Source organism: Pseudoalteromonas sp. US3C1013 (assembly GCF_048401115.1).
GTDB lineage: Bacteria > Pseudomonadota > Gammaproteobacteria > Enterobacterales > Alteromonadaceae > Pseudoalteromonas > Pseudoalteromonas undina.
The window spans coordinates 2,259,569-2,285,236 of record NZ_CP183075.1; the positions used below are offsets into that span (position 1 = coordinate 2,259,569).

At 40.2% G+C, this 25,668-nt stretch carries 22 protein-coding genes; 3 read left to right on the forward strand and 19 right to left on the reverse strand.

The genetic code is table 11. The features are described from left to right. Positions 1 to 9 precede the first annotated feature (9 nt). The 10 genes from fliL to ACNSN2_RS10630 form a co-directional block, all read right to left on the reverse strand. Complete coding sequence (gene fliL, locus ACNSN2_RS10585) at positions 10 to 537, reverse strand: flagellar basal body-associated protein FliL (RefSeq protein ID WP_010387911.1); 528 nt, start codon at positions 535 to 537, stop codon at positions 10 to 12. A 57-nt stretch (positions 538 to 594) separates the two neighbouring features. Continuing rightward, positions 595 to 2,406, reverse strand: coding sequence for a flagellar hook-length control protein FliK (locus tag ACNSN2_RS10590; protein WP_418607293.1), 1,812 nt, complete (start codon positions 2,404 to 2,406; stop codon positions 595 to 597). A gap of 87 nt (positions 2,407 to 2,493) precedes the next feature. Next, positions 2,494 to 2,940 carry a flagellar export protein FliJ gene (gene fliJ / locus ACNSN2_RS10595; RefSeq protein ID WP_010387909.1) on the reverse strand — a complete coding sequence of 149 codons (447 nt, stop codon included), beginning with the start codon at positions 2,938 to 2,940 and terminating at the stop codon, positions 2,494 to 2,496. Further along, a complete protein-coding gene (gene fliI / locus ACNSN2_RS10600; RefSeq protein WP_054201721.1) occupies positions 2,940 to 4,274 on the reverse strand; it encodes a flagellar protein export ATPase FliI in 1,335 nt (444 codons plus the stop codon). Before fliI ends, fliJ begins: the two co-directional genes overlap by 1 nt. A 17-nt stretch (positions 4,275 to 4,291) precedes the next feature. Then, the gene (gene fliH / locus ACNSN2_RS10605; protein WP_055013207.1) at positions 4,292 to 5,095 is read right to left on the reverse strand and encodes a flagellar assembly protein FliH; all 804 of its coding nucleotides are present in this window, start codon (positions 5,093 to 5,095) and stop codon (positions 4,292 to 4,294) included. A gap of 3 nt (positions 5,096 to 5,098) precedes the next feature. Continuing rightward, positions 5,099 to 6,139 (reverse strand): flagellar motor switch protein FliG, encoded by a 1,041-nt coding sequence (gene fliG / locus ACNSN2_RS10610; RefSeq protein WP_010387902.1) that lies wholly within the window; start codon positions 6,137 to 6,139, stop codon positions 5,099 to 5,101. Next, on the reverse strand, positions 6,132 to 7,847 hold the full coding sequence (gene fliF, locus ACNSN2_RS10615; protein WP_054201723.1) for a flagellar basal-body MS-ring/collar protein FliF: 1,716 nt from the start codon (positions 7,845 to 7,847) through the stop codon (positions 6,132 to 6,134). The genes fliG and fliF overlap by 8 nt, the downstream gene beginning before the upstream one ends. Positions 7,848 to 7,867: 20 nt before the next feature. Further along, on the reverse strand, positions 7,868 to 8,200 hold the full coding sequence (gene fliE, locus ACNSN2_RS10620) for a flagellar hook-basal body complex protein FliE (protein ID WP_010387900.1): 333 nt from the start codon (positions 8,198 to 8,200) through the stop codon (positions 7,868 to 7,870). A 156-nt stretch (positions 8,201 to 8,356) separates the two neighbouring features. Continuing rightward, a complete protein-coding gene (locus ACNSN2_RS10625) occupies positions 8,357 to 9,781 on the reverse strand; it encodes a sigma-54-dependent transcriptional regulator (protein WP_054201724.1) in 1,425 nt (474 codons plus the stop codon). Next, positions 9,774 to 10,889, reverse strand: a complete 1,116-nt coding sequence (locus ACNSN2_RS10630; RefSeq protein ID WP_075169684.1) for a sensor histidine kinase — start codon at positions 10,887 to 10,889, stop codon at positions 9,774 to 9,776. The genes ACNSN2_RS10625 and ACNSN2_RS10630 overlap by 8 nt, the downstream gene beginning before the upstream one ends. Positions 10,890 to 11,018: 129 nt before the next feature. Here ACNSN2_RS10630 and ACNSN2_RS10635 point away from each other — a divergent pair, with 129 nt between their 5' ends. Beyond that, positions 11,019 to 11,606: a DNA-3-methyladenine glycosylase I gene (locus ACNSN2_RS10635; RefSeq protein ID WP_109874275.1), complete on the forward strand. Its 588-nt coding sequence runs from the start codon at positions 11,019 to 11,021 to the stop codon at positions 11,604 to 11,606. A gap of 114 nt (positions 11,607 to 11,720) precedes the next feature. Here the strand turns inward: ACNSN2_RS10635 and ACNSN2_RS10640 are convergent, their stop codons facing one another. After that, positions 11,721 to 13,157: a sigma-54 dependent transcriptional regulator gene (locus ACNSN2_RS10640; protein WP_010387896.1), complete on the reverse strand. Its 1,437-nt coding sequence runs from the start codon at positions 13,155 to 13,157 to the stop codon at positions 11,721 to 11,723. A 365-nt stretch (positions 13,158 to 13,522) separates the two neighbouring features. On the opposite strand from ACNSN2_RS10640, the gene fliS reads away from it, so the two are divergent. Beyond that, positions 13,523 to 13,918 (forward strand): flagellar export chaperone FliS, encoded by a 396-nt coding sequence (gene fliS, locus ACNSN2_RS10645; RefSeq protein ID WP_109874274.1) that lies wholly within the window; start codon positions 13,523 to 13,525, stop codon positions 13,916 to 13,918. Further along, the gene (locus ACNSN2_RS10650; protein WP_175573828.1) at positions 13,918 to 14,241 is read left to right on the forward strand and encodes a hypothetical protein; all 324 of its coding nucleotides are present in this window, start codon (positions 13,918 to 13,920) and stop codon (positions 14,239 to 14,241) included. Before fliS ends, ACNSN2_RS10650 begins: the two co-directional genes overlap by 1 nt. Before the next feature lie 186 nt (positions 14,242 to 14,427). Here ACNSN2_RS10650 and fliD read toward each other — a convergent pair whose 3' ends face one another. The 8 genes from fliD to flgJ form a co-directional block, all read right to left on the reverse strand. Further along, on the reverse strand, positions 14,428 to 15,852 hold the full coding sequence (gene fliD / locus ACNSN2_RS10655; protein ID WP_054201726.1) for a flagellar filament capping protein FliD: 1,425 nt from the start codon (positions 15,850 to 15,852) through the stop codon (positions 14,428 to 14,430). Between the two features lie 30 nt (positions 15,853 to 15,882). Further along, complete coding sequence (locus ACNSN2_RS10660; RefSeq protein ID WP_054201727.1) at positions 15,883 to 16,269, reverse strand: flagellar protein FlaG; 387 nt, start codon at positions 16,267 to 16,269, stop codon at positions 15,883 to 15,885. Between the two features lie 99 nt (positions 16,270 to 16,368). After that, entirely contained in the window at positions 16,369 to 17,769 is a 1,401-nt protein-coding gene (locus tag ACNSN2_RS10665) for a flagellin (RefSeq protein WP_054201728.1), read from the reverse strand. 549 nt (positions 17,770 to 18,318) lie between these two features. After that, complete coding sequence (locus ACNSN2_RS10670; protein ID WP_138687326.1) at positions 18,319 to 19,413, reverse strand: FG-GAP repeat domain-containing protein; 1,095 nt, start codon at positions 19,411 to 19,413, stop codon at positions 18,319 to 18,321. Between the two features lie 278 nt (positions 19,414 to 19,691). Beyond that, the gene (locus ACNSN2_RS10675; RefSeq protein WP_054201729.1) at positions 19,692 to 21,092 is read right to left on the reverse strand and encodes a flagellin; all 1,401 of its coding nucleotides are present in this window, start codon (positions 21,090 to 21,092) and stop codon (positions 19,692 to 19,694) included. Positions 21,093 to 21,364: 272 nt separating this feature from the next. Continuing rightward, on the reverse strand, positions 21,365 to 22,624 hold the full coding sequence (gene flgL, locus ACNSN2_RS10680) for a flagellar hook-associated protein FlgL (RefSeq protein WP_075169686.1): 1,260 nt from the start codon (positions 22,622 to 22,624) through the stop codon (positions 21,365 to 21,367). A gap of 2 nt (positions 22,625 to 22,626) precedes the next feature. Further along, complete coding sequence (gene flgK / locus ACNSN2_RS10685) at positions 22,627 to 24,633, reverse strand: flagellar hook-associated protein FlgK (RefSeq protein ID WP_075169687.1); 2,007 nt, start codon at positions 24,631 to 24,633, stop codon at positions 22,627 to 22,629. A 1-nt stretch (position 24,634) separates the two neighbouring features. Next, positions 24,635 to 25,630 (reverse strand): flagellar assembly peptidoglycan hydrolase FlgJ, encoded by a 996-nt coding sequence (gene flgJ / locus ACNSN2_RS10690; RefSeq protein ID WP_418607299.1) that lies wholly within the window; start codon positions 25,628 to 25,630, stop codon positions 24,635 to 24,637. Positions 25,631 to 25,668 lie beyond the last annotated feature (38 nt).

Genomic DNA, 25,668 nt, shown 5'->3' on the forward strand with positions numbered 1-25,668 from the left:
ACTGACCCCTTATTGCATCACAAAGCCGGTAAACAGTACCCGCTCAATTACTTTACTTCCTTCCACATCCATCATTGCAGCTTGTACTTTATCTAGCGCAGTAAAGCGCAGTGTTTCTTTGCCTACACTGGTGCTAAGTTCATCTGCGGTAGTCATTGAAAATACACTCAATAGCGTACCTTCAATCAGTGGAATATGCTTTTTAGCAGTTTCTTCATTGCCATCTCCGCGCACCAGCAATTGCACTTTAATTTGTACAATTCTATCGCGACTCGCCCCTGGAACATTAAATATAAAAGGTCTTGGCATAGCAACATATAGCGCACTGCCGACCGTTGCCGAGGAGCTTGATGATTCTGCGGCTACTTCACCACTGGCGGCATCATCTGTTAAAGTTTCTACGGGCTCATCATCACCCGATAGTAAAAAGTAACCAGCTACACCGCCAACAATAACTAATACAGCGGCTATAATTATAATGAGTTTGCTTTTATTTTTACTGACTTCTTCTATTTCTAAATTAGTATCTTCAGCCATTGTATTTCCTTTATTCGCAAAGGTATTTGCTTGTTTTAACTATTATAATAGCAGGACTTAGGCATAGTAATCTATTGATGATGACGTTTGTTGTCCAGAACTATGTGTTTGCTTATCTGGTTGCTCACTATTTGTCTCATCTGAAGAGCTATTATTAGCCATTTGACCTTGTGGCTGACCTTCTTGTTGCTCGTTTTGTTCTGGAGATGAACCACCATAAGAAATGCTGCTTTCACCTAGTTCTAAACCCTGTTGCATTAATAATTCTCTAAGCCTAGGTAATGATTGCTCTAGCGCTTCTTTGGCTTGCTGATTTTGCACTACAAAGTTTATTTGTGCTTGCTCCGCATCACTTCGAATACGAATTTGCATACTGCCCATTTCAGGTGGATCTAAACGAATTTCAGCTTCTTTGTTATTAATGCTTAACATTGAAGTAACGCGCTCTTGTAGCATTTTTGCAGCATCACTTTTAATAATATTTAACGCCTGTAAGGTAGCAGGATCAATGCTCACCTGTTTAGCTTGTGCAGTGCTTTGCAACTGCCCGGCCTGTAAACTTTGTGCTTCAATAATAGCTTGCTCGTAGCCTAAAGTATCGTATTTAGCGATAGTATTAAGCGACGATTTATCAAATATATTAATGATTTGAGAAAAAATCTGTGCAGCACGCGGTGGCATTTGCTCTGCGTTAGTAGCGCGCATACTCTCTTTTTGTAGTACATCAAGCTGTTTAGCAAGCTCCTCTGGCGTTTCGGCTATCGATTTAGAGCTTTCTAATTTTAGCTCAGGTTTTACATTAGCCGACTCTGTACCTTGTTGTGTTTTAGGTGTAACACCTGCTATCAACGTATTATTAGCAAACAGCGGTTTATCTTTGGCACTAGACAAAGTGTCTGCGTTGATAGCTGTTTCTAAATCACTGATAACCCCTTTTAATAAAGTAAGTTCTTTAGTAGATAGAGGCTCACTTTTAATGTATGCCTGCATCTGATTAAGCAATGCCTGTTTTTCTGGGGTAGTTAACGTACTTATTTGTGTATTAATGGCTTGTTGAGGAGTTTGCGGTTTCTCGCTTTCGCTAACATACTTACTGAGTAATTGCTTTAAATCCGCTACATTGTCTTTATCAATAGGTTTGCTCATCGCATCAAGCTCAGTAGCAAGTTCATCTTGTTGTGAAGGCGTTAAATTTGCTAAGAGTTTATCTGCTTTAATTGTATCATCATCTTTTGATAACAGCGCTAAAACAGAGGCGTCTATCGATGCTTTAGTACTCGTAGGAACAGTCGGCTTGTCTGATGGTTTAGCAACCGCTTGCTCATTTTTAACAGTCTCAGATTCTCCGGCTATGGCAGCTGTCGCTATCGATTTAGCTCCAAGCTGTGAAGACTCAGCTGCAGTTTTGCTCGCTGACTCAGCACCTACAGCATTTTGTGCTTGTAAAATAGCTGCATCATCAACAATTTCATCACTTGGCAAATTAATAACAATAGGTGCAAGCTTATCTTCAGGCTTGATGTTTATTTTGACACCGTCTTTATCTATTAACTCTGCGCCGCTATGAGAATTATTTTTTACTGAGGTGTCGATTACTTGTGCCGCATTAATTTGCGCCAACATGTCTTCACCGCTCAAAGGCTTTTCTTCGCTATCTTGCTCTTTTAGGTCGGGTTGTTCATCTGAAGGCTGTTTGTGTGGCGCTTTGACCTCTGAATCTTGTGTTTCAGAAGCTTGGTTCGCAAGAGCTAGTTGGTCGAAAAAACCAGCATCATTACTACTATCTAGTTTTGCTTTATCACTGTCTTTTTTAACTAAGTATGAGTCTTGCTCAGATACCGCCAACATTGAAATATCATTCATCGCCATAAATCACCTAATAAAAGCGGCAACAGCCCACCGCACAATCCTAAAAAACATTGCTCTAATAGAACATAAGCAATTAGTATGCCTACCTTATAGTGCTTTATTCCTTTGATAAAATTGATTAGAAGAAAACTCATCTAACATTTTTTGTTCATTCTTAGCCACCAGCATATCCGCTTTTAACTGTTGCTTTTCAATTAGCTTAGCAACCGCTTTCGCTTTAACTTGTTGTTTTAACCATAACGTTTTACGCTGGCTCACGACTTGTTTTGCAGTATTAACGGTACTCGCTTGTTGGCGAGTCGCCTCTTCAATCTTAGCTATGAATGCGTGATACTGGCTAAACCCGGCACTTGATAAGCCCGATTGCCCTTTAATATGAAGTTGCTGCGTATATTCAAGTCGAAAGTCATTTAAGCCTTGAAGCTTTTGCTGATTTAGCTGCAAGTTTTGATTTGCTTGCAAGTAGCTCATGCGTAATGTTTCTTCTTTTTCATTTTCAAGCTTAAGCAGCAAATGTAGTTTATTTTTTGCCATTATGCTTGTCCTAATAATTGTGCGAGCCCTTGTAGGCCATCATCATAACTAATCACGTCACGCATGCCTTGCTGTAAAAATGCGTTCACTCTTGGCATCATGTTTATTGCCTGATCAAGCATTTGGTCACTGCCTTTTTGATAAGCACCCAAGGTGATCATATCTTTATTCTGTTGATACATAGAATAGACTTGTTTAAGTACCCGAGCTTGCTGCATATGTGGCTCTGAAACCACTTGTGGCATCACTCGAGAAATAGACTTTTCTATATCAATAGCAGGGTAATGACCGCTGTCGGCTAAATCACGCGATAAAACAATATGCCCATCAAGTATGGCACGTGCGGCATCGGCTATCGGGTCTTGCATGTCATCACCTTCACTCAGTACAGTAAAAAAGGCAGTAATAGAGCCTTGCCCTTCTCCGCCATTACCAGCACGTTCCACTAATGCTGGTAATTTAGCAAATACTGAAGGCGGATAACCTTTGGTAGCAGGAGGCTCACCCACAGCAAGTGCTATTTCACGCTGTGCCATGGCATAACGCGTTACCGAATCAAGCAGTAACAATACGTTTAGCCCTTGATCTCGAAAGTATTCTGCAATGGTGACTGCACTCTCACAGCCTTTTAATCGCATTAATGGTGAAGCATCAGCAGGCGCTGCCACAACAACTGAGCGTTTACGTCCTTCAACACCCAGTATTTCTTCAATAAATTCTTTTACTTCTCGGCCACGCTCACCAACTAAACCCACTACAATTACATCGGCTTCACTGCCTCGAGTCATCATGCCCAATAGTACTGATTTACCCACACCGGAGCCTGCAAATAAGCCCATACGCTGACCTTGGCCTACGGTAATTACTGAGTTAATAGCGCGTACTCCCACATCCATAGGTTTACTAATGGGGCGTCTTGCCAGTGGATTTATTGCGTTTTGAGCGAATTTAAGAGTGTGTTCTGCGTTTATTTTACCCAGCCCATCTAAAGGTCGCCCTAAACCGTCGACAACTCGGCCAAGTAAACTCATACCAACAGGTAAACCAGTGTCGTTAACTTGAGGAATAACTCGGGCACCAGGAAGTACACCTGAGATATGATCATTGGGCATTAAATATAAGGTTTGATCATTAAAACCAACAATCTCGGCATCAACAAAGCCGCTCATGGTTTCAATTTTACATTGGCTGCCTACTGGAGCTCGCAGGCCTTTTGCTTCAAGTGTTAAACCAACCACACGGGTTAAAACACCCGCAACCGCAGGGGCAGGGGTTTTAATATGTTGTTGGTATTGAGATAAGCGTTCGCTTAATGAAGTATCGCTCACAGACATTGCACGCCAATAAAAAGTTAGATACCACTATTATGCAAAAAACTATCCAATGTTTCTTTGACACGAGTTTTCAAGGTCATATCTAAAGACGATAGTGTTGTCTTAACTTCACAACCGCCACGCTCCAATGTAGGCTCTGGAATTAACTGCCAATGATTATCTTCAATAGCTTGCTCGCCATAACTGGTTTTTATAAGTGTTAGGTCTTCTGGGTGAAGATGAATTTTAACTTTCTGTTGCTCTGCATTCAATGCATCAATGCTTTTTTTCAAGGTATGTAAGATAATATCAGGCGAAGTTTTTATCTCTTGATAAATGATTGCTTCACTGAGCATAGTCGCTAACTGCACTAACTGCTTTTCTGCTTGCTCATCCACTTTTTTAAGTGGATCAGATAAACTATCTAACAAGCTGCGTAAGTGAGTTAACTGCTCATCCATCAAAGGTTTAACCTCTTCTTGACCTTGGGTTTTACCCAGCTCAACACCTTCTTTGTAACCAGCTTCTTTTCCCTCAGTTACGCCTTTATCAAAACCATCTATATAGCCTTGCTCGTGTCCTTGCTTAAGACCTTCCTCATACGCATCTTGGCGAATGCGCTCAAGCTCCACCATAGTAAGAGAAGGTAATTCTTGTTCTTCGGGCTCTTCATCTTGCTCTTTGGCCATTTCTTTATGGTATAGCTCTGCCAATGGCGTACCAAAAGCGGTCGAACGATTGCCAAAACTTCGCTCATCTGGCGCAACATCTGGAATTGGCCAATTTTTTAATAGCTCATCAGCTTCATCAGCGTGTAACGGGCGACCTTTTGAGTTACTCATAAATTATAAGAACTCCTCACCACCGCCACCACCAAGCATAATTTCACCTGAATCTGATAGACGACGAGCTGTTGACAGTATTTCTTTTTGTGCTGCTTCTACTTCACTAATGCGCACTGGTGCCATAGCTTCTAAGTCATCAGCAAGCATTTCTGCTGCACGTTTTGACATGTTACCCAAAATCTTCTCTTTAAGCGCTTCATCAGTGCCTTTAATCGCCTTCATCAGTACATCTTGAGGCACTTCACGTAAAATTGCTTGAATACCTCGATCCTCTACATCCATTAAGTTTTCGAAGACAAACATTAAGTCTTGAATTTGTTGCGACATTTCTTCGTCATGCTCACGGATAGAATCCATTAACTGCCCTTCAACATTGGTATCGAGGTAGTTCATAATATCTGCAGCCGCTTTTAAGCCACCCATCTTCGCAGCTTGTGCGCCCGCTTGACCAGCGAATTGTTTTTCCATAATTTCGTTTAATTCTTGTAAAGCCGCGGGTTGAACTTCTTCTAAATTGGCAATACGCATGGTTAAATCTAAGCGCACTTTTTCAGGAAATTGCGCTAAAATCTCAGCAGATTGTTCCGGCTCTAAATAAGAAAGCACAATTGTTTGAATTTGCGGATGCTCATTACGAATAATATTCGCTACCTGCTTTGAGTCCATCCATTTTAATGAATCAAGCCCTTTGGCGCCTGATCCCATAACAATTTGGTCTATTAAGCTGGCAGCTTTATCTTCACCTAATGCAGCCGTAAGTGCTTTTTTGATAAAATCTTCAGACTGAAAACCTATCGTACTAAAGCTTTGAATTTGTTCGATAAACAAGTTGTGCACTGCACTAATTTTAGCTTGCGACAAATCATCGATTGCCGCCATGGCCATACCTACCTTTTGCACTTGCTTTGGCTCTAAGTGCTTTAGGATTTGCGCTGCATCTTCTTCAGATAAACTTAGCAATAATATCGCCGCTTTATCTACACCATCGAGCTTATCAACATCAAACGCCGGTGGTAGTTGTTTTTGTTCTTGATCAGTCATCTTCTGTTAACCACGCTTTCACTACTTGTGATGATAGTTCTGGTTCGTTGGCTACAAGGGCACGAACCGCTTTCAATAAGTCTTCGTCGCCATGTAGGTCTGGTAACTGTAGTGTACCATCGCTTGAGAAGCCAACTGAAGCAGAATCAAAGTCATTATTAAGCATATCTAATGTGCTGTCACCAAGGTCAACACCTGAACTAAGAGAGTCTTCATCATATTCTTCAAGTGTATTATCTGGGTAAATTAAGCGCTTAAGCATAGGCTTAACTACAGCTAAAATCAGTACAATAATAACCAGCGCACCTAATACTAAGCGCATCATTTTCATAAACCAGTCTTGTTCCCATAAAGGCAATTCGAAATCAAGCGCTGAGTCTTCACGAACAAATGGCACGGTCACTACTTCAAGTGCATCACCACGTTGCATATCAAAGCCTACGCCACCTTGTAACAAGCGACGAATATTTGACAAAGCTTCTACCGAGCGTGGTGTCATGGTTGTTTCACCGTTTTCACCAACCGTGGGTAAGTAATCGACCGCTACAGACACACTTATTCTGCGGATCACACCCGTTTGCTGACGTTTATGAGAAATAGTGGTATCAAGTTCATAGTTACGGGTAGCTTCTTTGTGAGTACGACTTGGTGAGGTTGCAGTGCCTGCACCGCCAGCCATTGCATCTTCAGGTATAGTTGAGTTAACCGGAGGCTGATTAGTAAGTGCACCAGGAATACCTACCGCTAAACCACCGATATTATTTTCTTCGAAAGTGGTTTCACTTCTTACTGCCGGTAAATCTGGGTTGTAACGTTTTTGTGTTTCTTCTACTGCACTAAAGTCCATGCTTAAATCTACTTGGGCGGTGTAATTACCTAAGCCAACGACGGGAATTAAAATGCTGTCAATTTTTTCTAGGTATTCTTGCTCACGTTTACGCTCTAGGTCGTATTCTTTACGAGAGCGTGCAGCCAAAGAGGTTTGCGAACCTGAATTTAATAAGCGACCGTTTTGATCGGTCACCGTTACGCGAGAAGGCTCTAGCCCTTGCACCGCTGAAGCAATCATATCAACTACTGAGTCAACTTCTTCGCTATCTAGTGAGCGACCACGCTTAAGCGTTAGTACTACTGTTGCTGAGGGTTTTTTCTCTCGACGAGCAAATACATTTTCTTTTGGAATAGCTAATAGTACTTTGGCGCGAGTAACGTTGTTTAGCTCTTCAATAGTACGGGCAAGCTGTTGCTCGCGACCATGTTTAAGGCGCTCACGTTCTAAACGTTGGCTTACTCCAAACCCCATGTCTTGCATAATAATATCGCTACCTGATGTAGGCCCTTGATCTAAGCCTTCACGGGTCATCAGTAACTTAATATTTTGATACTCAGTTTCATCAACCGACACCACATTACCATCAAGTTCATAGTCAATTTTTTGCGCATCTAAAAAGTCGAGTGTTTCAATTAACTCTTGAGTTTGCATTTTACCTAATGGGCGCATATCTGGCTGACGAGCCCAGATAATCACGAAGATAGCAATAGCCAAACAAATGGCCAATGCAACAATCAGGGTAATTTGACGTAAAACATCAACACCACCTAGGGCGCTGAAATAGCCTGATTTTTGCTCTTGTTGATCTTCAGTTTCACTTTGCTCCATCATGCCATCAGCAAGTGCCAGATCTGTAGATTGATTAGATTGCGCCACAATAATTCTCCACTACCTAGTTAAACAGGCATGTTCATAATTTCTTTGTAAGATTCAACAAGCTTATTACGAACCTGTACCGTAGCTTCAAATGCCACAGAAGACTTTTGCGAAGCAATCATCGCCTCAGCAAGCGATACGCTTCTATCGCCCATCTCAACTGCTTTTCTTTTTTGTCCTGTGTCTTGCTGAAGCTCATGCACTGTATTAAGTGCATTACTCAACATATCACCAAACTGTGCTGTAGACGTTGATTGCACTTGCGTTGGCAAGTTATTAACTTGGTTACTACGCGTGGCTTCTGAAGCCATAGATTGCATTTCTTGAAATAAAGCACTGTTTTGAATTTTCATAATTGTCTCTGATAATGCAGTAAACTCTTAAATAGAATAAAGCACAAAACATGCCAAAAATAAAATTCAATTAAAACAATATGTTGAACTATAAAATTACGTAGTCAGAGTTTTGACAGCCCTAAAATGTGTTACTTAGTTTTAGGGCTGTTGAGGTTATGCAGGGAGGGAAATACCTAAATCGCGCATTTGCGCTAATTTGTAACGCAAAGTACGTGGACTTATACCTAAGGTTTCGGCTACTTCTTTACGCTTCCCTTGGCAACGCGCCAAGGTTTCTAAAATTATGCGATGTTCTTTATCTTTAAGTTCATCTTTATAACTCCCCGTGTCTAGGGCTAGCAAATCATTTTTTTGCTCATCTTCGGGCATTGTTTTTTCATCATAATAAGCGTTACTGAGATTACTTTTTATAGGCTCCGGCACTGTTGTTGTTTCAACCACAAACTGAGTTGGGGTTAAATTTTCGATAAAAATTGCATGCTCATCAATAGTACTGCCACTGCGTAAAATTAAAGCACGTTGAATAACGTTATCCAGCTCTCGAACGTTACCCGGCCAGCTATGGCTAAGTAGTTTTTGTTCAGCGCTTGTATCTAGATACGCCATTGGCTCTTTGCTTTTACTTAAGTGACGTTCAATTAAATGCTTAGCCAGTACAATAATGTCGCCAGGACGCTCACACAGAGGTCGCCACAGTAAAGGGAAAACATTGAGTCGATAATATAAATCTTCGCGGAACTGATTTTCAGCAACGGCCTCTTTTAATTCGCGGTTACTGGTTGCAAGCACACGTACATCTAGCGAAATAGTTTTCCGACCGCCTAAACGCTCAACTTCGCGTTCTTGTAATACCCGCAGTAGTTTAGCTTGTAAGCCTAAATCCATTTCGGTGATTTCATCAAGTAAGATAGTCCCACCCTGTGCTTGTTCAAACTTACCCGGGCAGGCCTGAATCGCACCAGTAAACGCGCCTTTTTCGTAGCCAAACAAAGTAGCTTCAAGCATGTTTTCAGGAATAGCAGCACAGTTAATTGCTACAAATGGTTCATTGCAGCGTTTTGACTTGTCATGAATATACCGTGCCAGCACTTCTTTACCTGAGCCACTTGGCCCAAGTACCATTACGCTGGCATCTGAACGAGCAACTTTACCTGCAAGTTCAAGTAGTTGAATACTACTAGGGTCGGCAACAATAGGACCGTCTGTTTCTTTTTCCTTTTCAGGTAAGTAACGGCTCACCATGTTCAATAGCACTTCTGGGGCAAATGGCTTAGCCATATAATCAATCGCGCCTAGGCGCATGGCCTCAACTGCATCATCAATAGTGGCATAGGCCGTCATCATAAGTACGGGTAAATCAGGGTGATTTAATTTAATACTGCGTAATAAATCCAAGCCACTCATTTCGCCCATTTGTACATCACTGACCACCAGTGAAAATACATCTTTTTTTAATAACAACATGGCTTGCTCTGCACTGCTGGCTGCCGTGCAAGCGATGCCCGACATTTCTAGAGTATCAATTAATGCTTCACGAAGTCCGGCGTCGTCTTCTACAACTAAAATAGTGTTACTCATGTGACTCCCCTAATTTAGATGTGACACTAATAGGCAGCAACATACTAAAAATTGCTCCCCCGTGTGGGTTGTTGTTTGCCTCAACCCTTCCCTGATGCGCACTGGCTACCGAACTAACAACGGCAAGCCCTAAGCCTGTACCTTGGCTTTTAGTGGTATAAAAAGGTTCAAATATTTTCTCGCTCTGAACTAAGTCAATGCCTGGACCATTGTCACTAACGCTAATGCGCACAAAGTCAGAGTCTTGTTTGTCACGCTGGGCGCTAAGGTAAACCTGCGCGCCACTGCCAATAACTTGAATACTGTTGTGAATTAGGTTTTGAATAGCGCTGGCTAATGCGGTTTTATTACCCATAATTTCTATATCGGGTTCAGGTAAGCTCACATTTAATTCGCTATCATTGAGCGCTACCATGGCATCAGCACCGGCTTTTACTTCACTGAGTAACTGTTGCATCGACACTTGCTCAACTACCTGTTGATCACCACTTTTAGCAAATAGCAGCATGTCGTTTACTTGGGTTTCTAAATCTTTCAAGCGAGACATTAATTTTGTGTGAAAACTGCCGCGTGATGCTTCCGGTAAGCGCTTTGAGCCTAAGTTGGCAGCATACAACATAGCTGCTGATAACGGTGTGCGTACTTGATGGGCCAAAGATGCCACCATTTTACCTAACGCACTTAAACGCTGCATATGCGCGACTCGTTTTTGTAAGCGTCGGGTTTCAGTCAAATCGGTCATTAATATAAGTTGCCCAGGCTCTGGCGCAAGTGCGGTAATATCGAGTTTTATTAAGCGTCCATCTTTTAACGACACTTCATGACCATCATCTTGATGAGGACGAAATGAGCGCTGAATAACACTAAACCACTTCTCACCTTCTAGTGGTTCACCGAGCATATCGATAGCAATTTGATTCGCTTTAGCGATCATTCCTTTACCATCGAGTACAATCACGCCCGCAGGCATAGTATCAACTAAATGAGAAAGCCAACTTGCCTGTTGACGCAAATCACTCAACTCACCAACATACTCCTCTTGCAGTAAACATGGGTTATACTGATTAGCAGAAATAAACTGGGGTTTTAGCACACTTGCAAGGGCCATAATCAACTCTCTAAAATAATGTAGATACAGTGGCTAATGCACAATATGTACCAAAATTATTTACCAGTAAATTCAATAGATTAAACCATTAAAATACGTGTCGTAAAAATGACGCGCAAAGGAAAATGCATGAATAAAGAAACTCAGTGCCGTTGCCCATGGTTAGATACAACAAAACCTGACTATGTGGATTATCATGATCATGAATGGGGCGTCCCTGTGTATGACGATCAACTACTTTTTGAGTTTTTGACATTAGAATCGGCACAAGCAGGACTCAGCTGGTATACCATATTAAAAAAGCGTGAGAATTATAAAAACGCCTTCGCCAATTTTGACGTACGCAAAGTAGCGGCCTTTACTGAACACGACATAGAAAAATTAATGCAAAATGCGGGCATAGTTCGCAACCGCTTAAAAATTGTCGCAACAATTAATAACGCAAAATGCTTTATTACTATTCAAGAAGAGTTTGGCAGTTTTAGTGATTATCAGTGGCGGTTTGTTGGTAATAAACCTCAGGTAAACGATCTAGAAACACTGGCCGACTACCCTGCAGTTACTGAGGCATCGACGTTATTTGCGAAGGATTTAAAAAAGCGTGGCTTTAAATTTTTAGGCCCAACCACAGTGTATGCTTACATGCAGGCCTGTGGAATGGTTAACGATCATAGTAATGATTGTTTTAGGAAGGAAGAAGTTAAAAAATTAGGCTAAGGGCGGGTTTCGGGTTACGAGACGCGAGGTAAACCCGCTCTAAAAGTTAAGCGCAGTGTTTATTTTTTCTAACCTAACACCTTACACCTAGTACCTAATATCAGCACTTAACCCTCAATCTCTAGAAAGGTTATATTTTTTCATTTTTTCAACCAGTGTGGTTCGCCTTACGCCAAGTACTTCAGCAGCACGGGCGACAACGTAATCAAAGCGCTCTAATGCCTGGGTGATTAAGTTAATTTCAAGCTCAGCTAAGTACTCCTTAAGCTCAATACCTTCATCGGGCAATAAACCCGGTGCTGCTTGAGCAAAATCATCTTCGAGGTCTATTTCGTCTTCGCTGAATCCGCCACTAAAAATATCATTAAATGCATCACGCTCCATCAGTTCTTCTGGGTACTGTGGCTCATAGGCTTCAACTTCAATGTAGCGGTATTTGTTAGGTAAGTCAGGAACATCTACCACCTTGTCTGGGAACATAATAACCATACGCTCAACTAGGTTCGCAAGCTCACGAATATTACCCGGCCAAGAATGCTCTTTTAAACTATCAATAGCACGCTCTGTAAACTTAGCCGTAGTACCGCTTTGTTCATTTACACGGCGCATTAGCTCTTTAAGTAGCAAAGGGATGTCTTCTGCACGTTGAGCAAGTGATGGGCTCTCAATAGGAAAAACATTTAAGCGATAGTATAAATCTTCTCGAAACGAGCCTTTTTCAATCATGCTTTCAAGGTCGCGGTGGGTTGCAGCAATAACACGTACATCTGCTTGAATCGCTTTGGTACCGCCAACGCGCTCATAGCTACGCTCTTGTAGTACTCGCAGTAACTTAACCTGCATTTGCAGCGGCATATCCCCTATTTCATCTAAAAATAGCGTGCCACCTTGCGCCAATTCAAACCGGCCTTTACGTGCTGAAATAGCCCCGGTAAATGCACCTTTTTCATGGCCAAATAGTTCACTTTCTAGTAGCTCCGCAGGAATTGCCCCACAATTTACCGGTACAAATGGGCCTTTGTTACGCTTAGAGAGCAGATGCACATTACGAGCAACCACTTCTTTACCCGTGCCCGACTCACCTAAAATAAGTACGTTGGCATCGGTTTTAGCAACCTGCGTAATTAAAAAGCGTAAGTCTTTTACGGCTTTGGTTTCACCTACAAGGCCATCAAAGGTGCTTTTTTCTTTATTATGTTGATGCTCATGAGGCAGCATACGCTGATATTGCTGACAATCATGTAGTAACTGAGTGGTAACTTCATGAGTAAATGGCTCACAAATTAGTCCAACAACATTGGCGAGACTCAGTAGCGGTTTGAGCGTTTCACCAATAAGTAAAAAAGGAAATGTTGGATAGCGTTTAATTAAACTTTCATGATCTAAAGATTGCAGCGCCCCTAACACCACAATACATTCTTTATTTTGATAGTGACTACATGCCTGCTCAAAGTCAGCTTCTGTTTGCAACTGTACCGCCTCACCAATAAAAGTAAGCGATGCATATAATCCAATAGAGCGATTATTATTATTATCTAAAATTAAGATCATTTTTAGCGAGCCATTTATTTCACTAATTTGTTTTATTAATCAAATTGTAAGCCAGTTGGATTTGGATGCAAGTAATAGCGGCGATTTTTTGACATTAACGCCAAAAAACAGACACCCAGCCTAAAAAGCCAATACTTTATAACTAATAACTCTTTAACTATTTATAACAGCATACCTACTTAGGGTGAATTATCTAACACGTTTTGCCACTGATGATGATGCGACTCTACACAGAAGAAACTCATAAAAAGTGCTATTATTACTTAAAGGTGTGACTGTTTTTGCCGATAAGTAATAGTCAAACTTATGTTGGAACTAAACTTGCTTAAGGTTCTACACAGTAATTAAAATTTGAGGAATTACCCATGGCTCATGCATCAATCAATAAATACCGTCAAATAACAGTTAGCAGCGTTAAAGAGATGACTCCCTACGACCAAGTTAAACTCGTGTTTGTAAATATTGTTGGCAAGCTCTCTGCTGCAAAAGGATTTATTGAACGTAAAGAGTTAGAAAAAAAAGGCAACGCAATCTCTGATTGTATTGTGCTACTTGGTGCTTTGCAGCAAGTATTAAATTTTGAACATAATAATGAAGTATCAACTAACTTAGACTCTTTATATGATTATTGTCAGCGATGCTTACTAACCGCAAACCTCGAGAACGATATAGAAAAAATTGATGAAGTAATTACCTTGATTAAGGAAATAAAATCAGGTTGGGAAGCAATTCCATTTGAACAAAGAGAACCACAACTATAATGTCTTTAAATCGGGTTACAAGCTCACAAGTTAAAGATAGTGAGACTCGAGCATATTGCAATGAATTAGTAAGCTTGATTAATGACTCAGAGGATTGGGATATTGACCAAGCGCTGAATATTCATAATAAACTTGATGTTCACATAAGTAGCTCACTTTCTAGAGAAAAAACTCATTATTCAGCCACTGAACTTGAGTTTTTAATCAACCTAATAGAACAGCTATCTGTTAAAATAGATAATCAAAAGCAACTATTAGCGGTTAAAATAGTTGGTAATCAAAAAAATAAAAAAGCTGTAAATAAGTATAAATCTAATATTTAAAAACACTGCTTGCCTTAGCTAACCCCCTATTTTATTCCCCTTTACAGAGTGATTAATTGATTTATCACTCTGTATTTTTATAGCCTGAAAGTTCACTATAAACCAAGCGTCGTTAATTACCAATAAGCGAACAGGTATAAAAAAACCTGACTAACAAGCCAGGCTTTATTTACTAAACAATGCTATTTAGCTAGACTTTTTAGCCACACCCGGTAGGTTAGCTAATTGTTGCTGCAAGTAACTTCCTGTCGAGTTTAGGTTAGCAACTAATATATCCATGGCATTGTATTGGCTATATAATCGCTCTTCATACTTTTTCATTCGGCTATTAAATGCATCAACTTCATCTTGTAGCTTATCGAGTTGTGTTTCACGCCCTTCAATACGTGAACTAATAATACCATCAGAGGCCGTATAACCTTTAATAACAGTATCTAACTGGCCAACAAAACCATCACCGTCATTTTCGCCAACAAAAAACGTTTGGATAGCTTGTGGATCACTTTCTACCGCAGCTTTAAGAGCGTCAGAATCAATACTTAACTTACCTGAGCGCTCAGTTCTAATACCAAAGTTAGCTAAAAAGTCGGTATTACCATTACCCGTGCTAAATTCAGATGTTAACATCGAGCGTACTTGGTTTACAGAGCCTCTAAGTAATGAATCACCCGCAAGTGCACCAACGCCCTCTTCAGCGCTAGAGCGACCTAACTGATTTGATAAATCAATAAATGCATTAAACTTCTCTACAAACGACTTTAATCCAGCAGCAACATTATTGTTATTTTCAGTGATAGTTGCTTTACTTAAATCATCGTCTGCATTGTGAATTTTTTTAGCATTAATGGTAACGCCTTCAATAACATCTTTAAACTCATTGGTACTGCTTGAGGCCACAAGCGTTCCGTCAATCGTAATTGAAGCATCGGTCGCTGCTGTTACTTCGTTTAAGTTTTCAGCATACGTTGTTGATGTTGTATCACTATCATACGCAAGACGAGACAAGCCAGACAAGTCTGTATTATCACCATCACCGACATCATCAACTACAATTTTTATTGCGTTTTCTGCGCCGGTTTCTTTACTTGATAACACTAATCGCTGCCCCGTATCATCGGTAATAATAGTAGCATTAACTGAGTCGTTATCGGTAGAATTATTAATCGCGTCACGTATATCAGCCAGCTTTGCTGTGTCTGACACATTTATGTCAAAACTGTTAGAGCCAGAACTAATAGTGAGCTTACCCTCTCCCACAGCTTGATCACCCGCGATGGCACTTGAGGTTAACTTATGATTTTCGGCTAACGCATTCACTTTAATAGAATAATTATTGGTTTGCGCATTTTTTTCAGAACTTAAAGAAACAAAATCATCACTACCACTGATAGTGCGCTTTTGAAAGTTTTCGATGTCACCTAATGATTCTAGTGAACCATTAAGCTCTTCTAAAGAGGCTTTTAGGGTACCTACTGCAGATATATCAGTAGTAAAGTTTGCTTGTTGTTTAGTTACTCGAGCTTGGTAAGGGCTTTTTTCAGCATTCACTAAAGCAGTTACAATTTCATTAACTTGAAGCCCTGAACCTATACCTGTAAATGAAATAGCCATAATACTTACCCTCTTAAAAATTTGCTCAAACTAAACTTTAAAATCAACCAATACGCCGGTGGCTTCTGCTAATTTAGCAACAATTCCTAACACTTCTTCTGAGGGATATTGCTTAACTAAATCACCACTTTCTTTATCAATCACCTTAATAACATTACGGCCAGAATCCTCATCCACTTTAAACTGTAGACTACGGTTCATTTCGCCCATAAAGTCCTGCAATTGCTGTACCACCTTCTCTAGTTTTTCAGGTGATAACTCTGTTTCAGAAACTTCACTATTACTTGCAGTGGTGGTGATGGGTGTATTCTTTTGTTCATCAGCGTTTTGCTTAACTTGTGATGGGGTTTGGTAACTTGAGGTAACCTCACCTTTTTGCGCTGAGCTGATATTTAGATTTAAACTTTGCGTTTCCATAATTCGCTCCTACTATAAAGCGATATAAAGCTTTATACCTATACAAGAAAGGAAGGGTTGCCCCTTCCTTAGTAGTTAAGTATAGAGCTTATTGTTAAATTAACCTAATAAGCTAAGTGCTGCCTGTGGTAACTGGTTAGACTGAGCTAAGATTGTTGTACCAGCCTGTTGCATAATCTGGTTCTTAGTTAGTTTAGCTGTTTCTGCAGCATAATCTGTATCTTCGATACGACTTTTAGAAGCCGACACGTTTTCTGATACGTTTGCAAGGTTAGCAATGGTAAAACCAAAACGGTTTTGTACCGCACCTAAGTCTGCGCGTTGTGCATCAATTTGCGCAAGCGCCGCATCAATTGTTTGAATTGCATCTTGTGCACCTTGACTTGTTGCCCCAGAAATATCAATACTTTCAACTGATGTCAAAGAACTTGTAGAACCACTAAACAATTCAGTTTCATCGGCAGTTCCATCATTAGAAATACCAATTTTGTTCGGTGATGATAAGTTTATTTCTGATGTTTTTGAAGCCGTTGCTGTAGATGCAGTTACTCCATCAAATGTTAAACCACCAGCTGGAGTACCTGCATCCATAACAGATTCAATACCATCAACACCCGTTGCTTTTAGCGTAATCGTTCCAGCATCAGAGTCATAAACTGCATCGTAACCATCGGCAACCATATCTTCAGCTAAGCGAGACATCTCACCACCATACGTTCCTAAATCATAGTTGTCATCGCCAACATTAATCGTAGCGTTATCTGTATTAGTGATACCAGCAATAGTCACTTCTAAACGAGCTTCAGCAACTACGCCTGTAGCAGCAGCATTTATTTTTGCTGCAGCACCATCAGCACCATCATCAGCTAAGAGTGCAACATCGACACCATTAATATTAAGCGTACCTGCTGTTATAGCTTCATTTGTAGCCATGTCACCAGCTGCAGCAGCTGCGCCAAATACAGAACCAGCACCATCAATTTCATTTGCACCAATCGCATCTGCTGATACATCACGCAAAGTTACGTTGATTGTTTCGTTGGCGTTTGAACCTACTTGGAATTGTTTAGTACCGAACGAACCATCTAGTAAGCTTGTACCACCAAATTTAGTCGTTTCAGCGATACGAGTAAGCTCTTGCTGTAATGCGCCAACTTCTTTTTGTAGTGCTGCACGAGCGTTAGCATCGTTTGAACCATTAGCTGATTGTAGAGATAGATCACGCATACGTTGTAAGATGTTTGATGACTCTTGCATCGCACCCTCAGCAGTTTGCGACATTGAGATACCATCGTTAGCGTTACGCTGAGCAACACCTAAACCATTAATTTGTGAAGAAAGACGGTTAGCAATTTGTAGACCTGCCGCATCATCTTTCGCGCTATTGATTTTCATACCAGATGAAAGGCGTTGCATTGATGTACCTAACGCATCGCTAGATTTTGATAAATTTCTTTGTGCATTTAGTGATGCAACGTTAGTATTTACTGATAAAGCCATGTTATAACTCCTGATTACTTTCGTAATGTAACTAATTGATTTTAACCAAGAGCCATCACAATAAAAATCTGTTCAAGCTCCGTTCTAATTAAGTTAACGGCCGTTATAAAATTACCTTTAGCTTTTTTTTAAAAAAATAGTGTTTTTTTCACCCTTTCAATTCAGGCTACTGTTTTTAAAGGAGTTATATTTTAAAGGTTAAGTATTGGATTAGCATTTAGGGTACAAGTTAAACATGTAGTAGTTATTTTAAATGCCTCTTTTAATAATTTATTTACTATAAAGGTTGATAGAATAATAAATGTATTTAAATGATTTGTAGGTGAAGCTTTATATTAAGTAAATGCAGCTGTTATCTTGTTTGTAGTATTTAAAGTATAAGCGCGATATCAGCCGGTTGTCATCATCTGACTAACAACCGGTCTATCTCTAAGGGATAAAAACACTTAGCTAATTTAAAAGAGTACAGCAAAGTAATAAGCAACGCTGGCTTACCTACTAATTCCTGAATTAGCTTTCATTTTATTTTTTAACATTTAAGATTAAAGCTTAATTATTAAAATATATAGAAACAGGGGCATCTTGATGAGCTATAACAATATCAAGATCGCCATCACCATCTAAATCAGCAAGAGCTACAGCACGACTACTATTATTACCTAGCGATTGGCCACTATCATAAAAGGTACCTGAGCCATCATTTAAGTATACTTTATTAGCATTACCAAGAGCATTAGCTTCAACTAAATCATCATAGCCATCGCCATCTACATCTCCAAGAACAACGCCCCAAGTATAATCATTAGGCTTTCCAACATTGCGACTTACAGTTAACCCAGAGCCTTTTCTAATTCTGTTATACGTAAGCCAACCGGCAGTTATAACATCTTGATATGAATCATTATTAATGTTGCCAACAGCAACTCCTGGAGCATGATATTCACCAGCAGTTTTGCTAACCGTCCTAAGCTGTCCATATTTATTACTCATATACACAGTATCTTCATTTATATTACCTGCATATACGTCTAACCGACCATCGCCGTTAAAATCTCCAACTGAAATTGCTTGTGTTCTTGTTAAGTTTTTCTTATTTGGTTCTTTTAGGCTAAAGGAGCTATTGAATATGCCAGTCCCATTATTTTTATAAACTCGATTATAGCTTCCAAAATTTCCCGCTACTATATCTATATCGCCATCATTATCCATATCACCTACAGCTAGGGCTTGGGTTCCACCATTACCTAGAGATTGCCCTGTGTCAGCAAACATACCCGTTCCATCATTAAATAAAACTTTGTTTCCACCGCTATTATTTCCAATAACCAAATCTACATAACCATTTCCATTGAAGTCAGCAAACTTCACAGAGTAAGCATACATTTGTTTACTAAAATCAATTGATTGACTAGAGTCGGTAAAGTTACCCAAACCATCATTTATAAAAATACGCGCACCTCTAGGAATAGAGGTAGCAATATCTAAATCGCCGTCGTTGTCAATATCAGCTATTGCTAGAGAAAACACACCTCCATTCCCTAACGCTTGTCCCGAATCAATAAAGCCACCTGTACCACTTAAAGCACTAAAGCTTGTTAAAGCTAGAGAGACAGTCGCATAAAGTACACTATATTTAATGTTCATTTGTTAATTCCTTTTTATTATCCAATTAAAAATTGAGCATAAAATATCATTATATGCAATGCAAGCAATTTATCGCTAAAATAGGTACAAAAATAAAGCGCAATATTTGTTCGAAAAAACAAATTGTATAGCGTAATTTAAGTGGGTGGTGGAAATGCTAAACTTTAATTGCGGTTATGATTATTAAATTTAGTACTTTTTGAGGCATCATCTTTTAAATTAAAAAACGCACCTAAGTAGGTGCGCTAAATGATTCAAGCTTATTATAAAACTGTTACTTAACCACCGAGTAGACTTAATGCGGCCTGTGGTAACTGGTTTGCCTGAGACAAAATAGTAGTACCGGCTTGTTGCATGATTTGGTTTTTAGTTAACGTTGCGGTTTCAAGCGCGTAATCGGTATCTTGAATACGGCTACGCGAAGCTGACACGTTTTCAGATACGTTAGCAAGGTTGGCAATGGTAAAGCCAAAACGGTTTTGCACCGCACCTAAATCGGCACGCTGAGTATCTATTTGTGCCAATGCAGCATCAATTGTTTGAATTGCCGATTGAGCCCCCTCACTAGTTGTACCACTAATATCTATCGCTTCAACCGATGATAACTCACTCAATGCACCATTAAACATCTCTAGCTCATTCGCTGAACCATCATTTGAAATACCAATTTTATTCGGTGATGACAAATTAATTTCTGACGTTTTTGAAGCCGCCGCTGTAGCTGCAGCAGTTCCGTCAAATGTTAATCCACCAGCTGGAGTACCTGCATCCATAACAGATTCGATACCATCAACACCCGTTGCTTTTAGCGTAATCGTTCCAGCATCAGAGTCATAAACTGCATCATAACCATCAGCAACCATATCTTCAGCTAAACGAGCCATTTCGCCACCATATGTGCCTAAATCATAGTTATCATCACCAATATTAATTGTTGCATTATCAAGGTTTGTTATTCCACCAATAACTACCTCTAAGCGAGCCTCGGCTGTAACGCCTGACGCGGCTGAATTAATCTTATTAGCAACCCCATCGGCGCCATCATTGGCCCCGAAAGCAACATCAGTACCATTAATATTTAGTGAACCAGCAGCGACAACTTCGTTAGCGGCCATACTGCCTGCGGCAACTACACCAAATACAGTACCAGGCCCATCAATTTCATTAGAACCAATAGCATCGGCAGCAACATTACGTAAACTAACATTAATGGTTTCATTGGCATTAGCACCTACCTGGAACTGCTTAGTACCAAATGTACCATCAAGTAAGTTGGTTCCACCAAATTTGGTGGTGTCTGCAATTCGAGTAAGCTCTTGTTGCAGGGCTGCTACTTCTTTTTGCAGGGATGCACGGTCAACAGCACTGTTTGAGCCATTCGCTGATTGCAGTGATAAGTCACGCATACGTTGCAGAATGTTTGCAGACTCTTGCATCGCACCCTCAGCAGTTTGCGCCATTGAAATACCATCGTTGGCATTACGCTGAGCAACCGTTAGGCCATTTACCTGAGACGTTAGTCGGTTGGCAATTTGTAAACCTGCAGCATCGTCTTTTGCGCTATTAATACGCAAACCAGATGATAGTCTCTGCATTGAGGTTTCAAGTGCCATGCTAGATTTAGATAGATTGCGTTGCCCATTAAGTGATGCAACATTTGTATTTACGCTTAAAGCCATTTTACCATCTCCTAGTTTCAATCAGAATGTGGTTCAAAATATTTAAGCAAAAACCACACTTTCTATAACTAGCTAAATGCATTAGTTGTGCCAATTAACAAAAAAAAGTTAAAATACTGTTTTATAACAACTAAATTTGATTTATTACGGCTTTAAATTGAGGGCTAGCGTTTTTTTGACAGAAGAGAAAAAGGGGTGACAGTTTTTTGCCGCCTTGTTAAGGCAAGTTATTACCTATTTTTCTTTAAGTAATAACCTGCCTTGGATGGTATTTATAAATAATCGAATAATGAAAGTTTAGCCAAGCGACCAAAAGTCGCCATCGATCTGTCTAAACCTGCCTCCTGTTTAGCGAGTTCACTAATGGCTGCAGCAGGATCAATTTCAATTAAGCTCGCTCTGTTGTCTTGATTATTAATATCTAGAGCACTGTTTGAATCGGTCACACGCTCCACCACGTTCATACGCCCACCTAGGCCAGCCTGAGTAAACACAATTTGCTCACTGGCATTTTTAAGCTGAATTAACCCATCCGATAACGCTTGGTTAATTTGCGCTCCATCAAGTTGTTCGTCATTTAGACTAGTGATCAGATCTTCAAGCGTATTAAGCACATTTTCTTTACCTGGCTTTTCAAGGGTGAAATCAAGTTGGCCGGGTGCTACACCTTCAAGTTGAATTTCCATGCCTGCAAACTCAATCGGCTCATCAGTTACTTCACCAGTAACAGGTGGTACAAGAGGATTACCATCACGTAATATTTCATACTGATCAGGCGCTGAAGGCGTTGCACCAGGGATAACATTAACGTTATAGGTATTGATCGTTGGAGAAATAAGCGGATCTGGGTCTGAGTTATAATTATCTTTATGAAAGCGATCAAACTCGCCTTGGTTTTCAACATAAACAGTCCCTGCGGTAATGCCGCCTGATGGCGCTCCATCATTCGACACCACATCAAGACGTGCATCAACTCGTTCAAATACATTAAAACCATTATCACTTGATTTGATCTCAACCCCTTTTGCGATCGTCACTTCATGCTGGCCTTGATCGCCTTGGTATTCGTATTTGCCATTAGTGCTATTAAATGTATAGGTTTGAATATCGTCTTGATAGCCAGAGAATAGGTATTTCCCCCCTTCTGATTGACTATTCATTAAGTTAAGCAGCGATTTTTGCAATTCTTTTAGTTCACTGGCAACTGAAGCCAAATCACTTTGACCTAACGAACCATTGCCCGCTCGTATGGTTAGCATTTGCGCCTCTAAAATAGTGTCGTTCATACCTTTAAGTATGCTTTCTTCGGTTGATAAGCGACCATTTAGCTGCTTTATATTTTTAGTTAACTGCTCATTGGTTTCTATTTTATTGGTGTACAACATCCCTTGCGATATAGCAGCTGGGTTTTCAGAGGTACTCAAATACTTTTGACCTGTGTTTGCTCGCTCTAAAGCGCCTGCAACGCCCTGTTGATTATCTAAAATTTTATTAATTTGACTTTGATACATTAAATTATTTGATAAACGCATAATTACCTCGCCGCACTCAATAAGGTGTCAAAAATAGCTCTCGCTGCAGTTAATACTTGTGCAGAAGCAGCATAAGATTGCTGGAAACGCAGCAAATTAGCCGCCTCTTCATCTAAGTTTACGCCCGATAACGATTCGTACCAGGCTTCTGATTGTTGTGCTAAAGCATCAAATGCAGCACCATTGGTTTTTGCTTGACTGGTTACTACACCAACATCGGTTACTAACCCAGCATAGGCCTGATTCAATGTTTTATGATTATCAGCTGAGGCGCTCGCTACTACATTTTGACGTACTAAATCGGTGTTTTGTAAGTCAGCAAGTTTTTGACCGTTGCGGTTATCATCAAAACCACCTTCATTAAATTCTAAATTAAAGGTATCTCCCGTTGCTGGTACGCCTTCAATATTAAAATCAAAGCCATAACCATCGTATGGTGCCCCGGCTTGAGCGAGTATATTGTTAGCAGGCGGTGTAACCGTAAACGTAGTTGTACCATTACCATCAGTAAGTTGATATTCATTAGCATTGGCTGTTTTAACAATGCTAATAGGGCCATTTGCTAAATCCAAAGGATTACTAAAACTACCCGTGGTTACATCGGTGACATTACCCGGTGAAATACTGCCTGTGCCTGTATTATCTAGGCCGTCAGCTGTTCTAATTGGAGAGGCTAAGGCAATGTCTTCGCCTCGACCTGTTGTCAGCGATATATTACCTGCCGCGCCACTATTAAGTTTTACCTGAAATTGGTCACCGGCATTACCGGCTCCGGTTACGTTTAGCTCTAAACCAAACGACTCCCCACTGGTAATAGCGGCTGAATCGATAATGCCACTGGGTGGAATAGTTGCTAAAGAGGCTGTGCCTAAAGGTTCACCTTTATTATCAATAGGCTGAATACTTACTTCGTTAGGATTACCCGTATAAGTGATCACAAAGTCACTTGCTGGCAGTTCACTGCCTTTACCTGCTTCAATGGTTGCCTTTATTGCCGCTGTACCTGTATTCGCTTGGTATGCGTAACCACTCACTGTTGGGATATTAAAAATATCGCCTCCAAGCTCGCCATTTGCATCCATACCTAAACGATTTTGCTGATTAAACGAATCAGCAAGTGCTATCCCCATCTGGCCTATTTGATTTTGAGCAGGCACCAAAATATCGTCTCTAAACGCTAATAAACCGCCAATTTTACCTTTGAGTTTAGTAGGGTCTATATCTAGTGGCACAGCCTTACCGCCATTTACATCTAGGCGTAATTCTTTAAAGCTTGTATCTGGGTCGCCACTAATCGAAAATAAATTAAATGAGCCATTTTGCATAACAACGGCTTCGCCTGTGCCCATAAACACTTGTTTTTCGCCATTTGGGCCATCTAACGTTTCTATATCAATCAGTTTTGATAAATCACGTATTGCTTTATCACGTTCGTTATAAGCCGAACTCGCATCGGCTTCATTGTTAGTACCATGAACACCCGCTATCTCTTGATTTAACGAACTAATACTTTCGATTAACGTATTCGCCTCTTCTGAAAAAATCTCTAATTGCTCATTAACCACCGCTTTTTGCTCTGAAACAATACCTGCAAGCCTGTCCATTTGATCAATCAGGTTTTGCGCATCACTCATCACCAACGAACGAGCAACTGTTGATGAAGGTTGATTAAGAGCTTCTTGCACGTTATTAAACATTGAGTTGATACTAGTTGATAAGCTGTTTGATTTTTCTGAAAAAATTTGATCAACCCGACTCGCTTCACTAACAAATTGATCAAAAAAACTTTTATTTGAAGTATCTCGGTTTAATTGCTTTTGCGCAAACTCATTCAATAAACGATACGTTTGACCACGGCCTACCTGATTATCAATCATGGTGGTAAATTCGGTGCGCTCACGTACATACCCTTCGGTATTAACATTTGCAATGTTTTTACTTGTCGTTTGCAATAACTCAGAGTTTGCTCTTATTCCTGAATTAGCAATATTTAATAAATTAAACGACATGTTACTCTACTCCTTGGCGGATCACGCTTGTGGCGATATTCTTCAATTCGTTACTGTTCAGCACTCTTTTTATTTTGTCTGCATAGTTAGGATCGGTTGCATAACCAGCTTGCTGTAAAGAGTCTAAAAATTTATGCGGCTTTGCCGTATTGTTTAATGCATCTTGATAGCGCGGGTTCTGTGTTAAAAAATCCACAAAATCATTCACGCTATCTTTTATCGAATCATACGCTCTAAAGCTTGCTTGCTTTTTAACTGCAGCACCTTGCTCAAACTCTAAAGTGACTTTACTGGCCTTTTCACCCTGCCAACTTTTATCTGACTTAATATTGAATAAATTGTTTGAGCTATTACCATCACCTTTACTAATAATATGTTTACCCCAGCCAGTTTCTAATGCTGCTTGTGCGACCATAACCGCCGGATTTAAACCAATTTTTTTAGCCGCTGTTTTTGCGTGTTCCCACATGGTGCTTACAAATTCCTCAGCATTTTCAAATGTGCCAGACGCTATGTTTTGTTCGCTTTTTTCAGTTGAATCAACGAGCGGTACTTTTTCAGTGACCTTTTGGTTTTCTTGATGAGGTAAGGTGCCACCCGCACGTTGGTCACTAAAGAAATCTGACGTTGTGCGAAGAACAGAGCCTGGCATAAAGTTTTTTCCATCTGGCGATAATTGCTGCACAATTAAATCTGCAAGACCCAAAGAGCCATTTGATGAAAGCTCGGTAGCCATCTGTTGGTCGTGCATTTCTTCAAAAAACTTCACGCCACTAGCATTAAACGGGCTTTCTTTATCTTCGAAAGCTTCATTGGCTTTGCGCATACTTTTAAGCAGCATTTGGGTGAAAATAGCTTCAAATTGTGCCGCTGCTTTTTTTAACGCCGCTTTAGATGCATCGGTTGATGCATCACCGCTGTTTAGAGCATCTCGACGCAAAGAGTCTAAGTTGCCTAAATCAAAAAAGTTTTGTTTATCTAGATGATTTGTTTCCATCAGCTTTTTGACACAATAATTAATAATACCTAGTTAAA

Excerpts from the sequence above, each read along its gene's own strand:
- fliL (WP_010387911.1), bottom strand. The coding sequence starts at position 537 with ATGGCTGAAGATACTAATTTAGAAATAGAAGAAGTCAGTAAAAATAAA.
- ACNSN2_RS10590 (WP_418607293.1), bottom strand. The coding sequence starts at position 2,406 with ATGGCGATGAATGATATTTCAATGTTGGCGGTATCTGAGCAAGACTCA.
- fliJ (WP_010387909.1), bottom strand. The coding sequence starts at position 2,940 with ATGGCAAAAAATAAACTACATTTGCTGCTTAAGCTTGAAAATGAAAAA.
- fliI (WP_054201721.1), bottom strand. The coding sequence starts at position 4,274 with ATGTCTGTGAGCGATACTTCATTAAGCGAACGCTTATCTCAATACCAA.
- fliH (WP_055013207.1), bottom strand. The coding sequence starts at position 5,095 with ATGAGTAACTCAAAAGGTCGCCCGTTACACGCTGATGAAGCTGATGAG.
- fliG (WP_010387902.1), bottom strand. The coding sequence starts at position 6,139 with ATGACTGATCAAGAACAAAAACAACTACCACCGGCGTTTGATGTTGAT.
- fliE (WP_010387900.1), bottom strand. The coding sequence starts at position 8,200 with ATGAAAATTCAAAACAGTGCTTTATTTCAAGAAATGCAATCTATGGCT.
- ACNSN2_RS10625 (WP_054201724.1), bottom strand. The coding sequence starts at position 9,781 with ATGAGTAACACTATTTTAGTTGTAGAAGACGACGCCGGACTTCGTGAA.
- ACNSN2_RS10630 (WP_075169684.1), bottom strand. The coding sequence starts at position 10,889 with ATGGCCCTTGCAAGTGTGCTAAAACCCCAGTTTATTTCTGCTAATCAG.
- ACNSN2_RS10635 (WP_109874275.1), top strand. The coding sequence starts at position 11,019 with ATGAATAAAGAAACTCAGTGCCGTTGCCCATGGTTAGATACAACAAAA.
- ACNSN2_RS10640 (WP_010387896.1), bottom strand. The coding sequence starts at position 13,157 with ATGATCTTAATTTTAGATAATAATAATAATCGCTCTATTGGATTATAT.
- fliS (WP_109874274.1), top strand. The coding sequence starts at position 13,523 with ATGGCTCATGCATCAATCAATAAATACCGTCAAATAACAGTTAGCAGC.
- ACNSN2_RS10650 (WP_175573828.1), top strand. The coding sequence starts at position 13,918 with ATGTCTTTAAATCGGGTTACAAGCTCACAAGTTAAAGATAGTGAGACT.
- fliD (WP_054201726.1), bottom strand. The coding sequence starts at position 15,852 with ATGGCTATTTCATTTACAGGTATAGGTTCAGGGCTTCAAGTTAATGAA.
- ACNSN2_RS10660 (WP_054201727.1), bottom strand. The coding sequence starts at position 16,269 with ATGGAAACGCAAAGTTTAAATCTAAATATCAGCTCAGCGCAAAAAGGT.
- ACNSN2_RS10665 (WP_054201728.1), bottom strand. The coding sequence starts at position 17,769 with ATGGCTTTATCAGTAAATACTAACGTTGCATCACTAAATGCACAAAGA.
- ACNSN2_RS10670 (WP_138687326.1), bottom strand. The coding sequence starts at position 19,413 with ATGAACATTAAATATAGTGTACTTTATGCGACTGTCTCTCTAGCTTTA.
- ACNSN2_RS10675 (WP_054201729.1), bottom strand. The coding sequence starts at position 21,092 with ATGGCTTTAAGCGTAAATACAAATGTTGCATCACTTAATGGGCAACGC.
- flgL (WP_075169686.1), bottom strand. The coding sequence starts at position 22,624 with ATGCGTTTATCAAATAATTTAATGTATCAAAGTCAAATTAATAAAATT.
- flgK (WP_075169687.1), bottom strand. The coding sequence starts at position 24,633 with ATGTCGTTTAATTTATTAAATATTGCTAATTCAGGAATAAGAGCAAAC.
- flgJ (WP_418607299.1), bottom strand. The coding sequence starts at position 25,630 with ATGGAAACAAATCATCTAGATAAACAAAACTTTTTTGATTTAGGCAAC.